This is a genomic window from Thalassobacillus devorans MSP14, from assembly GCF_000496835.1.
Lineage (GTDB): Bacteria > Bacillota > Bacilli > Bacillales > Halobacillaceae > Thalassobacillus > Thalassobacillus devorans_B.
The window spans coordinates 1,585,906-1,601,212 of the sequence record NZ_KI543236.1 but is presented as its reverse complement, the minus strand read 5'-3'; the positions used below and the strand labels follow the sequence as shown (position 1 = coordinate 1,601,212).

The window sequence follows — 15,307 nt, the reverse complement described above, 5'->3', positions numbered from 1 at the left end:
TGTGTTTGATTATATGTATTGGATTAAAAAATATGCCTGGATGGCTATGGTTGGTGCAATCATAATATGGATACTTGTGGCAGAGGAAAAGGAAAAAGAAGACGATGTTGCTGCTTCATTTCCGCTCGAAGAGACTTCCGGACAAACAGATGAAAGTAACCCCCTTGCAGAACAGGATAAAATAGTCGTTGATGTCAAGGGGGCAGTTTTAAAACCTGGCGTATATGAGCTGTCAGCAGGGAGTCGTGTCGCGGATGCAATAGAGATGGCTGGAGGCATGAGAAAAGAGGCCGATCCAACATCGGTCAACCTTGCACAGCGATTGATCGATGAAATGATGATCATCGTAAATAGTTACGGAAATACGGAAGAAGGAAGTATCGAAAGCGACGTTAAGGATGACAAAATCAGAATCAATTATGCAGATGTAGAGGAGATTCAACAACTGGATGGAATTGGAGAGTCAAAAGCAAAAGCCATTGTACAGCATCGTGAAGAAAATGGCCTGTTCCAAACAATGGATGATTTGCTGGATGTTAGTGGAATAGGTGAAAAAACCTTGGAGAATATAGGGGATTCGATTCAGATTCCGTAGAAGATTGACGAAAAAATTCCACCAATGTAAACTTATTTTAAAATCTAGAAAAAGGGGACCTATACATAATGGAGCGTATATCATGGGACCAATATTTTATGGCTCAAAGTCATTTGCTGAAAATGAGGAGCACGTGTGAACGTTTAGCTGTTGGTGCTACAATTGTAAGAGATAAGCGGATGATTGCAGGGGGTTATAATGGAAGCGTATCAGGTGGCGTGCACTGTATTGATGAAGGGTGTTATGTCATCGATGGGCATTGTGTCCGCACTATCCATGCTGAAATGAACGCCTTGTTACAATGTGCTAAATTCGGTGTAGCTACAGAAGGAGCTGAGATATATGTGACCCACTTTCCGTGTCTTCATTGCTGCAAGGCAATCATCCAGGCTGGTATTACATCTGTTTATTATCATGCTGATTATCGAAATCATCCTTATGCGATTGAGTTATTCCGAGATGCTGGTGTGAAGATGGCAAAAGTCGAATTGGAAGAGTGGCCACTCGATCCGTTGGCAAATAAAAAAGAGGTATAAAATGCGGGGATACTGGCACATTTTTGCGGTTGCTTTCGTGTTGGGGGGACTTACCTTTTCTTCCTGGCAGGAAGGCACCGCCATTATTTATATAACATTGCTGCTGACAGGTCTTTTTATAATGAAGCCTTCAAAACATAGGATGATAATGATCGGCAGCTTCTATTTGCTTGGAGGCTTGATTGTCACCGGCGATCCTCCTGCACCAGGAAAACCTGGTCCGGTCATAACAGGAGAATTGGCAACCATTCCAAATGAAACAGACAACTCGATAGAAGTTGTCATGAAAGTGACTGATTCAAAACAGAAAGTATTATTGACAGCCTTCGTTGAAAATTCTTCTGCTTCTGTAACAGCACTTACAGCTGACTGGCAACATGGTGCTGTATGTCAGGTCCAGTCTGCTGTTTCCCTCCCTCCTTCAGCAACGAATCCTGGTGAATTTGATTATCGTGACTATTTATCACACAAGGGAATCACCTCACAAATCATAATTAATGAAGCCACGCAAATGACTTGTAGTGGCAGCTCTTGGCTGGCCTTGTTATACGAACAAAGGAAGAGACTGCTCAATGCTTATGAAGAAAACCTGCCTGATGATGTTTTTTCCTGGCTGACGGCGTTGGTATTTGGAAATACGGATGGTCTAGATAACACAATTATCGAGTTATTTCGAAGATGGAACCTTTCTCATTTATTAGCCATTTCCGGCTTGCATATCGGATTAATGATCGCGTTACTTTTGTATATATTGTATCGATCTGGTATAACGACGGTGGAAAAAAGCTTTTGGTTCCTTTTCTTCTTTATGCCACTATATGCCTTATTTGCAGGAGGAGCTCCTTCTGTTTTGAGAGCTGTTACGATGGCATTGCTCGGTATGCTGATCCTGAAACTGAGGCTTCAGATTCGTTTGCTGGACATGCTAAGCTTATTATTGCTAAGTTTTTTGATAATCAATCCTTCTTATTTTTATCACTTAGGCTTTCAATTTTCTTTTCTTGTAACGTTCGCTATAGTTCTTTCTAACACCTGGTTCAACCGAACTTCTTCCAAATTATTTTTACTTTCCAAGATCAGCTTATTGAGTCAATTGATTATTTTACCTCTCCAGCTTTTCAACTTTTTCCAATTCAATCCTCTTTCTATCTTCATCAATTTAATTTACGTCCCTTATTTTTCTTTCTTTGTCATTCCGTATATGATTTTTTTAAGCTTCTTTACGTTATTCGTACCTGGTTTAGCTTCGTTAGGATCTGAAATTTTTCTCCTCATTCACGGCTTTTTCCTGGAAGTTCTGCGTCAGGTGGATACCTTTTTATATTATCCTTGGATAATCGGTAAAATCACACCATTATTCAGTATCGGGTACTATATTCTATTAGCTCTCATGATGGTAAAGTTGGAAAATGGAGAGGAAAGAAAAGCTTTTAATACAGGTATCCTGGTCGTAACACTGTTGATAATATTTTCGCTGAAACCTTATTTTAGTAAAGAAGGTACCATCACCATACTGGACATCGGACAAGGAGACAGCATTGTCGTCGAACTTCCTTATCGTAAAGGAGTCTTTCTGATTGATGCAGCAGGTCCATCCCATTTTTCAAAAAACCAAAAAAGAATTGCTGACAATGTTATCCGACCCTTCCTTCAGTCAAAAGGTATCAGTGACATCGATGCCATATTTTTAAGCCATGAGGATTCCGATCATGTTGGCAGTGTGCCCTATGTTATTGATCAATTTCATGTGGAAAAGCTGATAACAAGTCCCTATTTTCAATTTTCTGAGGCGTTACAAAAAAAGGTTTCAGAAGAAAGGCTGCGTATCATACGAGCGAAAGGCGGGGATAGTCTCGTCTTGAATGGCCAAAGATTCGCTATTTTAAATCCGGTAAAAGATTTTGCAGAGACAAATGATAATTCATTAGTGATGCACACTTCATTTGGAATGGATACATGGCTGTTTACTGGGGATATATCAGTTAAGGTGGAACAGGAACTTCTTAATGCTTTTCCCTATCTACAGGCAGATGTGTTGAAAGTTGCCCACCATGGAAGCAGCACTTCATCCTCACAAGCATTTCTGGAAAGTCTTCAAGTGAAGGCAGCACTCATATCAACGGGGAAAGATAATCGTTATGGTCATCCTCATAAGACAACAATTGAAGCTTTGTCACAGCAGGAAATAAGCATATTCAGAACCGATTTGCAAGGTGCCATCCAATATAAATACACGGAGGACGATGGCACGTTTTATACTAATCACACGTACGATAGGAAAAAGCGATAAAAAAGGCCGCTTTAGCAGCAGCCTCTCTACGTAAATATTTACTATGATCCGATTACACTCACGACGACACCGACAAAGAATATAATGAAAAAGAACAAGAACGAGAAAATGAACCCTTTGCCTGAATCAATGACGTCATTATTTTTTGATTGAATATTTTTTTTGAATTCGTTCACTTTTACCCCTCCTATATACCTGTGTTTTAGTATAAGTGATACATCGATAAAAATCCAGATTCAATACAAATTTAAATAATAAAAACTATCCATTTTATTGTTGCCTCCGTTAGCAAGAGTTGTCATCTATAGTTTGCGTCCTTTTGGTCAATCTAAAACCAAGGGACAACAACATCGCCGCCCGGTCTTTCACCCGGGTATGGATCGGACGGCGTTCATATAGATTGTTCAGGCACCTCGTTCTTAAATATTTTTGACAAGGCTTCCTAACCGGCATAAAATAATAACACTGAGTTCCGTTTGTGGATAGGAAGAATGAGGTGCCTGTCACATTTATCAAGTAAGCTGGGGTGTAACGATGAATTACGTGGAAACAATGAAAAAAATTAACAAGAAACAATTTACTTCGATATATTTATTATATGGAACAGAAACATACTTAATCCAGGATATCAAACAAAAAATACTTAAAAATGCTTTGTCAGAAGAAGATCAGGATGTAAATGTATCTTATTATGATTTAGAAGAAGTTCCTATAGAAGATGTAATCACTGATGCAGAGACCTATCCTTTTTTTGGTGAGCGAAAAGTCATCATTGCAGATAATCCCGTTTTTATGAAAGCAAAACCGGACAAGCTGCCATTCGAACATGATATCGAAGCGTTGCAAGCTTACCTGGAAAACCCGGTGGATTACACTATTTTAGTTATTACTGCCCCTTATGAAAAGTTGGATGAACGGAAAAAAACATTCAAACAGTTTAAAAAAAACGGGGAAATTGTTCCTTGTCAGCCGGTAAGGGAATGGAATATGGATGAATGGATCCAATCCATCGCAAAAGAAATGGGCATTCAGGTCCCTAAAGAACTTCATGAATTATTTATTCAGGAAATCGGAACGAACTTGATGGTACTTAGAAGTGAAATGGAAAAATTAGCGTTAAATGTTGAAGAAAATGGAATGGTTACCAGGGAAACTGCAGAAGAGTTGCTTTCTCACAGTGCTGAAGCATCCGGGTTAAAACTGGTTGACGCAGTTATGGAAAGGGATCTTTCCAAGGCGATTCATTTATACAAGGATCTGAGTCGGATGAATGAAGACCCGATAGCTTTGACAGCCTTGCTTGCTTCGCAATTCCGGATTATTTTTCAAGCGAAAATATTAAAACAAAAAGGCTATGCCCAAAATCAAATGAGGCAGTACATACAAGCACACCCTTATGTAATTAAAATGGCAATGAAAAGAGAACAATATTTCAGTTTGCATGAACTTGAACAGATTATGGACCAGCTTACCGAAACAGATCAGCAGATTAAACAAGGAAAAGTAGAGAAAAGCCTGGCGTTTGAATTACTCCTTTATCGAATGATTAATATTAAACGGATAAATAACAAAATCGGATGACGTACAAAACAAAAAAGAGCTGCATGGGACGATAATCATATCGTTTCATGCAGCTCTTTTATTAGAGCTAAGCCATTATTTTGCAAAATGAAAAACGACCCTGGCAAGAGTCGCTTGTTGGTCATAAAAAAAGCAAGCCTACAGGCTGTTTACTTTTTTAGCTAGGCGAGATTTTTGACGGTTACCGTTATTTTGGTGGACAATCCCTTTTTGAACGGCTTTATCAATGTTTTTCGTTGCAGTTTGTAGAGCGCTCTTCGCACCTTCTGCATCATTGTTTGCTACTAATTTTTCCACACGCTTGACTGCTGTACGCATGTCCCCTTTGTATACAAGGTTTTGAGCGCGACGGTCATTTGTAGTACGAACACGTTTAACTGCGGATTTAATGTTTGGCATGATTTCACCTCCCAGGTAAAAACATAAGAATCATTCATATCGAACAAGAGACATTTTACCAAAGCCATCACTAGTTTTCAATAGGTTTATCCCTGTAGGAAAAGAAAAGGTATAAAATTCTTATACCTGCTTCAAGCTAGATAACAAAAAGGAGGCAGGTTTATGGATGAGAATAATATCAAATATACTGTCCGCACGGATCTTGCAATTGAAGCCAGAGATATGTATGTCGAGGATGAACAGCAGGAGCAATCTCCGCAAGGGGTGGAGGTAGAAGAGAAGACCGTGGAGGACATAAAGGTTACATATGTCACGATTGATGAAGCGGCGGAAGAAAGACTTGGTAAAAAGGCGGGAAACTACATTACACTGGAATCAAAAGCCATTCGAAACCAGGACACCGATATGCAAAAACGACTATCAGTCGTTTTGGCAGAGCAGCTTGGCGAATTGTTTAAACTGAATGATATAAAAGAAGGACAGACGTGCATGGTGGTGGGTCTTGGAAACCATAATGTCACTCCGGATGCGTTAGGACCGATGGCTATGGAAAAAGTCATGGTGACCACCCACCTCTTTAAATTACACCCGGAAACAGTAGCGGAAGGTTATCGTCCTGTCGCTGCAATAACTCCCGGGGTAATGGGGGTAACAGGAGTCGAGACCAGCGATATCATTTTGGGGGTACTTGAAAAAACAAAACCAGACTTTGTGATCGCCATTGATGCACTGGCATCAAGATCCATTGACCGTATCAATGCTACCATCCAATTATCAGATACAGGAATACATCCAGGATCAGGCGTAGGGAACAAAAGAAAAGAGCTTAGTAAATCTACATTGAATATCCCGGTGATAGCAGTGGGAGTTCCGACCGTTGTGGATGCTGTCACGATTACGAATGATACCATTGATTACTTGTTGAAGCATATGGGCAGAGAGTGGCGGGAGAAAGATGATCCATCTAAATCTCTTACACCGGCCAGGATGACTTTTGGTGAGAAAACTTTACGTGAAGAGGATTTGCCTGACCTGGATCAGCGTAAAGCGATTCTTGGTATGGTGGGAGGCCTGGAAACGCATGAGAAACGTCAATTGATAGAAGAAGTATTATCCCCTATCGGCCACAATCTTATGGTCACCCCTAAGGAAGTAGATGGGTTCATGAAGGATATGGCGCATGTAATAGCCTCAGGGATCAATGCCGCTCTTCATGAAAGGGTTAAAGGAGATGAAGCGCAATCATTTACGAGGTAGTATTGATAGAAAGTTGATAGAGTAATGTTCTATTTTAGTTATCCCTTCATAGACTTTAGTAAACAGCCTTAAGATCATGAAGGGATTGGGACGATGAAAAAACTAAGACGACAGCCGCCATTCCAGTATTATAAATTCAATAGGCTATCAAAACGGGCTGGATCCTTAGTAGGAGGCATGCTTGCATTATTATTGATTATCGGGGCATTGACGAGTGTGAAACCTACTTATCGCCTTTATTCAGAGACGATCCAGAGTTGGACCAGCCAAATCGAAGGGCCTTCTTTTCTCTACTTATTCAGTATGGAAAACAGATTATTTGAAGCAGCATATCCAGAAAACATAACCCCTCCCAACTTATCCACTATGGGTTTCCAGCTGGCGACAAGCTTGACACCGAATGACCCGAGAAGTCTGTTGGGAAGGGAACTGCCCGGTCTTGATACGTATCATGGAGAAATTCTTGTGGCAGGCGAAGGTACAGACTATACCAATTTACCAGTAGAGTCACATCCACCTCTTGATGTCGTACTCGAAGATAGAGAAGCTGTCGATACAGAAGATGAAGAACCAGTGGAAAGTCCATCAAGAGAAGGAGAAGCCCCTTCAACAGGCGGGCGTGATGTTGTCCTTATTTATAATACCCATAACCGGGAATCCTTTCTTCCTCATTTAGCAAAAGGGACAGAACACGCATACCATGATGAAGTAAATATCACTAAAGTTAGTGACAGGCTGGCAAAATCCCTGGAAGCCAATGGGATTGGTGCAAAAGTACTTACACAAGATGTTACCCAGTATGCAAGAGATAAAGGTATGGCACCTTATGATGCCTCTCGAACACTCGTCTCGGAGGTGATGGGGTCTAACCAGGATGTTCAATATATTTTCGACCTTCATCGTGATGCAGTACCAAGGGATATTACCACTACGGAAATCAATGGGAAAACATATGCAAAAACAATTTTTGTCATCGGTGCTGAACATGCCTCTTTTGAAAAAAATGCAAGGCTGGCTGCTGATCTGCATGAAATGCTCCAGGAAAAATATCCTGGGCTAAGTCGTGGAGTAATCAAAAAGAAAGGGAACGGAGTAGACGGCAAATACAATCAAGATCTTTCTGAGAATGCCATCCTTGTTGAATTTGGCGGACATGAAAATAGCCTGGAAGAAGTTTATCGGGCTGCGGATGCAGTAGCGGAAATCTTCAGCGATTATTATTGGAATGCTGAAAAAGTTTCAGGTGACTAATGAACAGGTGGTGGCCGTAATGCTAAAATATCTTCTTTTGTTATGTATGATGATCATACTGTTTTTAGGCGGGGCTCTGTTTGGCCTCAAACAGGGTGGTGAAGGTGTCATCCAGACCAGTGGGTATACCACTGAACATCTGAATGAAGGGTTAGTGATTGAACAGGTAGTCAATGATAAATATGATACACCTGTATTGGGCATACCGATAGAACAGCAAAATATAGATGCAAACATTAATACCTATAAAAATCAAGCTGCCCATTCCAGCGTCCAGCTGGCCGAATTGCTGGGGGGCGGTGTCTCTAAAATATACGATGTGGTCATTACCGTAGCCGCCAATATGGTAGAACCATTATTTTGATAATGTAAAGAAAGCAGTCCTTTCCATGGGGCTGCTTTCTTCTGTGGCATCCATTAATAGCAGTTGGATGTTTTCTAGATAAATAAGAAACTTTCTATGCTCTCTATGCATTCTTTTTCCGCATAGAACTAGTGGGATTGCGCTATTGATGATTGAATATTCGCTTGGCTATTGCTATAATCTATGCTAGTTATCGTTCGTAAAAATAGTAGGAGTGGATTGTAATTGGCAAGTAATCAAAGACAGCAGCGTGTGAGAAATTTTTCGATCATTGCTCACATTGATCATGGAAAATCGACTTTAGCTGATCGGATATTAGAAAAAACAAAAGCGCTGACACAGCGTGAAATGAAAGAACAATTCCTTGATGCCATGGATTTGGAACGGGAACGGGGAATAACGATCAAGTTGAATGCGGTACAATTAAATTATAAACAAAATGGTGAAGACTATATTTTTCATTTAATAGATACACCAGGACACGTCGACTTCACTTATGAAGTTTCGCGTAGTCTTGCTGCCTGTGAAGGTGCTATTTTGGTCGTGGATGCAGCCCAGGGGATCGAAGCCCAGACGCTTGCAAATGTTTATTTAGCATTGGAAAATGACCTTGAAATCATCCCTGTCATTAACAAAATCGACCTGCCAAGCGCAGATCCTGATCGGGTAAAACAGGAAATTGAAGATGTGATTGGAATTGATGCCTCTGATGCTATCCTTGCTTCTGCTAAGGATGGGAAAGGTATTGATGAAATTTTAGAAAGAATCGTCAGCGACATTCCCGCTCCTGAAGGTAATGTTGAAGAACCACTGAAAGCACTGATATTCGATTCCTTATATGATCCTTACCGTGGTGTCATCGCTTATGTATGTATAAAGGAAGGATCTGTCAAAGTCGGCGATAAAATCAGGATGATGGCTACTGGAAAAGAGTTTGAAGTGAATGAAGTAGGTGTTTTCAAGCCAAAGCCAGCCCCATTGGATGAATTGACGGTTGGGGATGTGGGTTATCTGACTGCCTCGATAAAAAACGTCGGGGATAGCCAGGTAGGTGATACGATTACACTTGCAAACAAGCAGGCTGCCGAGCCTCTTCCTGGTTATAAACGTCTGAATCCGATGGTCTTCTGTGGGATGTATCCTGTTGATGCCAATCGGTACAACGATCTTCGTGAAGCTTTGGAACGTTTGGAGTTGAATGATTCCTCCCTACAATATGAAGCAGAAACATCACAGGCGCTTGGATTCGGATTCCGTACCGGGTTCCTCGGTATGCTTCATATGGAAATTATCCAGGAGCGAATCGAAAGGGAGTTCGGCATTGATTTGATCACCACTGCTCCAAGTGTTATTTACCAGGTAGCATTGACAGATGGTAGTGAGATTCAAGTCGATAATCCATCTATGATGCCTGATAACCAAAAAATCCAGGAAGTACGTGAACCGTTTGTTAAAGCGACCATTATGGTTCCGAATGATTTTGTCGGACCAGTCATGGAGATTTGTCAGAAAAAACGCGGTGACTTCAAAGACATGCAATACCTGGATGAAAATCGGGTCAATATCGTTTATGAAATCCCTTTGTCAGAAATCGTTTATGATTTCTTCGATGCCCTTAAGTCCAAAACAAAAGGGTATGCTTCTTTTGATTATGAGTTAATCGGATACAAGGAATCCAATCTTGTGAAGATGGATATCCTGTTGAATGGAGATACCATTGATGCACTGTCCTTCATTGTCCACAGAGACTTTGCATATGAACGGGGAAAGCAAATTGTTGAAAAGCTGAAGAACCTTATTCCAAGACAGCAATTCGAAGTACCGGTCCAGGCGACAATCGGCAACAAGGTTGTGGCGCGGTCTACCATCAAAGCTATGAGAAAGAATGTATTATCAAAATGTTACGGCGGAGATATATCCCGTAAACGTAAGCTGTTAGAAAAGCAAAAAGAAGGTAAGAAGCGGATGAAGATGGTCGGTTCTGTAGAAGTACCGCAAGAAGCCTTCATGTCCGTGCTTGAAATGGATGACGACGATAATTAATAAGTTGAAAAACCGCAGGAAGCGTTTCTTGCGGTTTTCGTTATGAAAGGCGGTATATCATGCAGATACCATCTGTATATATTCATATCCCATTTTGTCAGCAAATCTGCCATTACTGTGACTTCACAAAGTTTTTTTATAATGAAAAGCTGGCAGATGATTACTTGAATGCATTGGAGCAGGAAATGCAACATTATGTTTTACAGGAGAAAATCACCCCGGAGACTATTTTTGTAGGAGGCGGGACGCCGACAGCACTCTCTAAGGCACAGCTGAAAAAACTTCTTCTCATCATCGAGCGTTATCATGATATAGAATCGTGCAAGGAATATACATTTGAAGCGAATCCTGGCGATCTTGACGAAGAAAAAGTCAACTTGCTGAAAGCATTCGGAGTCAACCGGATCTCTTTAGGTGTACAGGTTTTCGATGACGATATGCTTGAAAAGATTGGTCGTCTTCATAAAGTGAAAGATGTCTATACTAATATTGAACGGCTTTTGGGAGCAGGGATTACGAATATCAGCATCGATTTGATCTACGCACTTCCCGGGCAAACGGAAAGTCAGTTTGAACGGACTGTCGATGAGGCGCTGAAGTTCGACCTTCCTCATTATTCTTCCTATTCATTGCAAATCGAGCCGAAGACCGTTTTTTATCAACGATATAAAAAAGGGAAATTAATCAAGCCTCCAGAGGAATCGGAAGCAAGGATGTATGAATTGCTGCAAGATAAAATGACTGTGCACGGCAAGCATCAGTACGAAATCAGTAATTTCGCTGAACCGGGTTATGAGAGCAGGCACAACCTGACTTACTGGAACAATGAATTTTATTACGGCTTCGGTGCCGGTGCTCATGGGTATCTGCCAGGAAGACGGATTGTGAACCTTCGCCCTCTTCCAGCTTATATCAAACAAGCATCAGAGAATGGCAGGCCTGTGCTGCACGAAGAACCTATAGGCATAAAAGAACGAATGGAAGAAGAAATGTTTCTGGGACTTCGGAAAACAGAAGGAGTGGACATACACAGGTTTGAATTGAAATTCGGTAAAACAATTGAGCAGATATTCGGTGATGCAATACCTAAATTGGAAGACCGTAATTTGATCGTAAGAAACCCGGATAAAATCGCTTTGACAGAAAAGGGCCGTATCCTTGGTAATGAGGTATTCCAGGAGTTTTTATTAGAAGGTGAAGAATCATGAAAAAATCAAGGTAAAGTCGTTGACATTAGAAATTGCATTTGATAATTTAATATTAGATTTAGCACTCAACAGACAAGAGTGCTAACAGAGGTGATCATCATGTTGACAGAAAGGCAATTACTGGTACTGCAAGTGATTATTGATGAATTCATCCAAACGGCACAACCCGTGGGTTCCCGTTCCATTTCAAAGAAAGACGAAGTCACATTCAGTTCCGCAACAATCAGAAATGAAATGGCGGATCTTGAAGAGATGGGATTGATTGAAAAGACGCACTCTTCTTCAGGAAGAGTTCCTTCTGAAAAGGGGTACCGATTTTATGTGGATCACCTTTTGTCTCCGTCCCGTCTTTCAAATAAAGAAATACGTTCTATTCAGGAAACTTTTCGGGATCAGATGCTTGAGTTTGAGAGAGTGGTCCAAAAGTCAGCAGGAATCCTTTCCGATCTGACAAATTACACATCGATCATCTTAGGACCTGAGGTATTCGAAACGAAACTGAAACAGCTTCAGATAGTTCCGTTGACTCACCAGACAGCCGTAGCGATCCTTGTGACGAACACCGGCCATGTCGAGCATCGGGCATTTACTATTCCTCAGGAAATTGAAGCGTATGACCTGGAAAAAATGGTGAATATATTAAATGACCGTTTGTACGGAGTGCCGTTAGTACAGCTTCATGAAAAGATTTTTAATGAAGTGGGAGATCTGCTTAAAACCCACACCAGGAATTATGAACAGGCATTCCAGTACCTGCAGGCGGCTTTACTCAATGAACAGCCTGCGAAACTGTATGTCGGCGGGAAAACCAACATTCTCATGCAGCCAGAGTTCAAAGACTTAGAAAAAGTTAGATCTTTGTATGCCATGATGGAGAAAGAGAATGAGATTGTCCACTTGCTTCGCAGCGAGCACCCGGGTATACATGTGAAAATAGGTCATGAGAATGAAGTAGATGCCATGCAGGACTGCAGTTTAATTACAGCAAGTTATGCCTTGGGTGATGACCAAATAGGGACAATTGCTTTATTGGGACCCACCAGGATGGAATATAATCGTGTCATCAAGCTGATGAATGTTTTGTCATCCGAAATGACAGATACTTTCAAATCCTGGTATCAAGGTGAATAAAAAATGGTAAGAATGGATGAAGATGGGCAGCTTCTCTTCCCATCCCTTATTTTTGTCCTTTTACTTTTGTCCAGCCTATAAAAGTGTTATAGTCTTAACGGTGAATAGAACTGGAGGGGGTGTCGGCATGTCAAAAGACAACCAACATGAACAGGAAATCATTACAGATGCTGAAGAATCTGTAGAAGAAGAATTGGAACAGGAAGTTCTAGAGGAAGAACAGTCCGAAGATCAAGAGCTGGAAAAGCTGAAGCAGGAATATGACGAACTTAACAATCGGCTGCTTCGATTGCAGGCAGATTATGATAACTTCCGCAGACGCACCATGAAAGAGCGGGAAGCGGATCGCAAATATAAGTCTCAGGATCTGGTGACTGAACTGGTACCGGTACTGGATAACTTTGACCGGGCATTGAAAGTGGAGGTCGAAGGGGACTCTGCCAAAGGTTTCGTAGATGGTATGAAAATGGTCTACCAGCAATTCAAAGCAGCACTGGAAAAAGAGGGCGTAGAAGAAATAAAAGCTGAGGGTGAAGCGTTTGATCCTCACCTCCACCAAGCAGTGATGCAAGATAACGATGAAAACTATGAATCCAATGTAGTTATTGAAGAAATGCAAAAGGGTTACAAGTTGAAAGATCGTGTCATTCGTCCGGCGATGGTCAAAGTGAATCAATAGCCCGGGTGATCTGAAAAGCAGGATGAATAAACTCCGTATACCAGGGAGTTCCACTAATATATCCAACACAGTAGAGCTATAAGGAGGAATTTTGCAATGGGTAAAATCATTGGTATTGACTTAGGTACAACAAACTCTTGTGTCGCTGTAATGGAAGGCGGCGAATCAAAAGTAATTCCAAATCCGGAAGGTAACCGTACAACACCTTCTGCTGTCGCTTTTAAAAATGGCGAGCGCCAAGTAGGTGAAGTCGCTAAGCGTCAGGCGATTACGAACCCGAATACGATCCTTTCCATCAAACGTTATATGGGTACAGACCATAAAGTGGAAGTGGAAGGAAAAGAATATACACCACAGGAAATTTCTGCAATCATCCTGCAATACATTAAAGGATATGCGGAAGACTACCTTGGTGAAACGGTAGACAAAGCCGTCATTACCGTACCTGCTTACTTCAACGATGCAGAACGCCAGGCTACTAAAGATGCTGGTAAAATCGCGGGTATCGAAGTAGAACGTATCATTAACGAGCCGACGGCTGCTGCCCTTGCCTATGGTATCGATAAAGAAGATCAGGATCAGACTATCCTGGTATATGACCTTGGCGGCGGTACTTTCGACGTTTCTATCCTGGATATTGGTGACGGCACATTTGAAGTTGTATCTACTGCCGGTGACAACCGTCTTGGTGGTGACGACTTTGACCAGGTAATCATCGATCATATGGTAGCAGAATTTAAGAAAGAAAATGGTATTGATCTTTCCCAGGATAAAATGGCCAAACAACGCTTGAAAGATGCTGCTGAAAAAGCGAAGAAGGATCTTTCCGGTGTTGCTCAAACTCAGATTTCCCTGCCGTTTATCACAGCAGGTGAAGCTGGTCCGTTGCACTTGGAAATGACATTGACACGCGCTAAATTCGAAGAACTTTCTTCTGATCTTATCGAGCGCTCCATGAGACCGACGCGTCAAGCGCTAAAAGATGCTGGTCTTTCTTCCAGCGAAATCGATAAAGTTATCTTAGTCGGTGGTTCCACGCGTATTCCAGCTGTCCAGGAAGCATTGAAAAAAGAAGTTGGAAAAGAACCATCTAAAGGAGTTAATCCGGATGAAGTTGTAGCCCTTGGTGCAGCCATCCAAGGTGGAGTCCTGCAAGGGGACGTTAAAGATGTTGTCCTTCTGGACGTTACCCCACTATCCCTTGGTATTGAAACAATGGGTGGCGTAACTACTAAACTGATTGAACGTAATACAACCATTCCAACAAGCCACTCCCAAGTATTCTCAACAGCAGCTGATAACCAGACTGCCGTTGACATTCATGTCCTGCAAGGGGAGAGAGAAATGGCACAAGATAACAAGACGCTTGGCCGTTTCCAATTGACTGACATTCCGCCAGCACCACGTGGTGTTCCACAAATCGAAGTATCCTTCGATATTGATGCTAACGGTATCGTTAACGTCCGTGCCAAGGATATGGGTACAAATAAAGAACAGTCTATTACCATTAAATCCTCTTCAGGACTTTCTGACGAAGAAGTAGAAAAGATGGTCCAGGAAGCAGAAGAAAATGCAGAAGCAGATAAGAAACGCCGTGAAGAAGTAGAGCTTCGTAATGAAGCGGATCAGATGATCTTTACTACTGAAAAGACCTTGAAAGATTTAGGCGAACAGGTTTCTGAAGAAGAAAAACAACAAGCTGAAACTGCAAAAGATGAATTGAAAGAAGCGTTAGAAGGCGAAGACCTTGATAAAATTAAAGAGAAGAAAGAAGCGCTTCAGGAACATGTCCAAAACCTGTCAACAAAGGTGTATGAGCAAGCAGCACAGCAGGCTCAGGCTCAGCAGGAAGCAGAAGGCGGACAAGGCGGCGACGATGATGTAGTCGATGCCGATTACGAAGAAGTTAATGAAGAAGACGATAAAAAGTAACTGAGTCAAGTTAAAAGTCAAAGTCAGGAATCCCTTGGCTT

The 15,307-nt window shown here is 41.5% G+C and carries 14 protein-coding genes; 12 read left to right on the top strand and 2 right to left on the bottom strand.

From position 1 onward, the window contains the following. The first annotated feature begins 13 nt into the window (after positions 1-13). The 3 genes from P855_RS0109095 to P855_RS20715 all read left to right on the top strand — a co-directional run bounded on the left by P855_RS0109095 (position 14) and on the right by P855_RS20715 (position 3,421). The gene (locus tag P855_RS0109095) at positions 14-595 is read left to right on the top strand and encodes a ComEA family DNA-binding protein (protein WP_028783277.1); all 582 of its coding nucleotides are present in this window, start codon (positions 14-16) and stop codon (positions 593-595) included. A gap of 68 nt (positions 596-663) precedes the next feature. Beyond that, positions 664-1,131 (top strand): ComE operon protein 2, encoded by a 468-nt coding sequence (locus tag P855_RS20720; RefSeq protein WP_051353126.1) that lies wholly within the window; start codon positions 664-666, stop codon positions 1,129-1,131. A gap of 1 nt (position 1,132) precedes the next feature. After that, a complete protein-coding gene (locus P855_RS20715; protein WP_051353125.1) occupies positions 1,133-3,421 on the top strand; it encodes a DNA internalization-related competence protein ComEC/Rec2 in 2,289 nt (762 codons plus the stop codon). Between the two features lie 41 nt (positions 3,422-3,462). Here the strand turns inward: P855_RS20715 and P855_RS21790 are convergent, their stop codons facing one another. Next, entirely contained in the window at positions 3,463-3,597 is a 135-nt protein-coding gene (locus tag P855_RS21790) for a YqzM family protein (protein WP_028783276.1), read from the bottom strand. A gap of 358 nt (positions 3,598-3,955) precedes the next feature. On the opposite strand from P855_RS21790, the gene holA reads away from it, so the two are divergent. After that, entirely contained in the window at positions 3,956-5,002 is a 1,047-nt protein-coding gene (gene holA / locus P855_RS0109075; protein ID WP_037985740.1) for a DNA polymerase III subunit delta, read from the top strand. 138 nt (positions 5,003-5,140) lie between these two features. Here holA and rpsT read toward each other — a convergent pair whose 3' ends face one another. Further along, positions 5,141-5,401, bottom strand: a complete 261-nt coding sequence (gene rpsT, locus P855_RS0109070) for a 30S ribosomal protein S20 (protein WP_028783274.1) — start codon at positions 5,399-5,401, stop codon at positions 5,141-5,143. A gap of 162 nt (positions 5,402-5,563) precedes the next feature. On the opposite strand from rpsT, the gene gpr reads away from it, so the two are divergent. The 8 genes from gpr to dnaK all read left to right on the top strand — a co-directional run bounded on the left by gpr (position 5,564) and on the right by dnaK (position 15,266). Beyond that, positions 5,564-6,658: a GPR endopeptidase gene (gene gpr, locus P855_RS0109065; RefSeq protein WP_028783273.1), complete on the top strand. Its 1,095-nt coding sequence runs from the start codon at positions 5,564-5,566 to the stop codon at positions 6,656-6,658. Between the two features lie 93 nt (positions 6,659-6,751). Continuing rightward, positions 6,752-7,909 carry a stage II sporulation protein P gene (spoIIP, locus tag P855_RS0109060; protein WP_037985738.1) on the top strand — a complete coding sequence of 386 codons (1,158 nt, stop codon included), beginning with the start codon at positions 6,752-6,754 and terminating at the stop codon, positions 7,907-7,909. A gap of 19 nt (positions 7,910-7,928) precedes the next feature. Further along, positions 7,929-8,273: a DUF3679 domain-containing protein gene (locus tag P855_RS0109055; RefSeq protein WP_028783271.1), complete on the top strand. Its 345-nt coding sequence runs from the start codon at positions 7,929-7,931 to the stop codon at positions 8,271-8,273. A 225-nt stretch (positions 8,274-8,498) separates the two neighbouring features. After that, positions 8,499-10,316 carry a translation elongation factor 4 gene (lepA, locus tag P855_RS0109050; RefSeq protein ID WP_028783270.1) on the top strand — a complete coding sequence of 606 codons (1,818 nt, stop codon included), beginning with the start codon at positions 8,499-8,501 and terminating at the stop codon, positions 10,314-10,316. A gap of 59 nt (positions 10,317-10,375) precedes the next feature. After that, on the top strand, positions 10,376-11,524 hold the full coding sequence (gene hemW / locus P855_RS0109045) for a radical SAM family heme chaperone HemW (protein ID WP_028783269.1): 1,149 nt from the start codon (positions 10,376-10,378) through the stop codon (positions 11,522-11,524). A gap of 99 nt (positions 11,525-11,623) precedes the next feature. Beyond that, positions 11,624-12,655, top strand: a complete 1,032-nt coding sequence (hrcA, locus tag P855_RS0109040) for a heat-inducible transcriptional repressor HrcA (protein WP_028783268.1) — start codon at positions 11,624-11,626, stop codon at positions 12,653-12,655. Positions 12,656-12,782: 127 nt separating this feature from the next. Further along, a complete protein-coding gene (grpE, locus tag P855_RS0109035) occupies positions 12,783-13,334 on the top strand; it encodes a nucleotide exchange factor GrpE (protein WP_028783267.1) in 552 nt (183 codons plus the stop codon). Between the two features lie 96 nt (positions 13,335-13,430). Then, positions 13,431-15,266 carry a molecular chaperone DnaK gene (gene dnaK, locus P855_RS0109030; RefSeq protein WP_028783266.1) on the top strand — a complete coding sequence of 612 codons (1,836 nt, stop codon included), beginning with the start codon at positions 13,431-13,433 and terminating at the stop codon, positions 15,264-15,266. Positions 15,267-15,307: the final 41 nt, after the last annotated feature.

Bases quoted from the DNA above. Each gene is read 5' to 3' on its own strand.
- rpsT (WP_028783274.1), bottom strand. From the start codon at position 5,401: ATGCCAAACATTAAATCCGCAGTTAAACGTGTTCGTACTACAAATGAC.
- holA (WP_037985740.1), top strand. From the start codon at position 3,956: ATGAATTACGTGGAAACAATGAAAAAAATTAACAAGAAACAATTTACT.
- gpr (WP_028783273.1), top strand. From the start codon at position 5,564: ATGGATGAGAATAATATCAAATATACTGTCCGCACGGATCTTGCAATT.
- P855_RS20715 (WP_051353125.1), top strand. From the start codon at position 1,133: ATGCGGGGATACTGGCACATTTTTGCGGTTGCTTTCGTGTTGGGGGGA.
- dnaK (WP_028783266.1), top strand. From the start codon at position 13,431: ATGGGTAAAATCATTGGTATTGACTTAGGTACAACAAACTCTTGTGTC.
- P855_RS20720 (WP_051353126.1), top strand. From the start codon at position 664: ATGGAGCGTATATCATGGGACCAATATTTTATGGCTCAAAGTCATTTG.
- P855_RS0109055 (WP_028783271.1), top strand. From the start codon at position 7,929: ATGCTAAAATATCTTCTTTTGTTATGTATGATGATCATACTGTTTTTA.
- spoIIP (WP_037985738.1), top strand. From the start codon at position 6,752: ATGAAAAAACTAAGACGACAGCCGCCATTCCAGTATTATAAATTCAAT.
- grpE (WP_028783267.1), top strand. From the start codon at position 12,783: ATGTCAAAAGACAACCAACATGAACAGGAAATCATTACAGATGCTGAA.
- hrcA (WP_028783268.1), top strand. From the start codon at position 11,624: ATGTTGACAGAAAGGCAATTACTGGTACTGCAAGTGATTATTGATGAA.
- P855_RS0109095 (WP_028783277.1), top strand. From the start codon at position 14: ATGTATTGGATTAAAAAATATGCCTGGATGGCTATGGTTGGTGCAATC.
- hemW (WP_028783269.1), top strand. From the start codon at position 10,376: ATGCAGATACCATCTGTATATATTCATATCCCATTTTGTCAGCAAATC.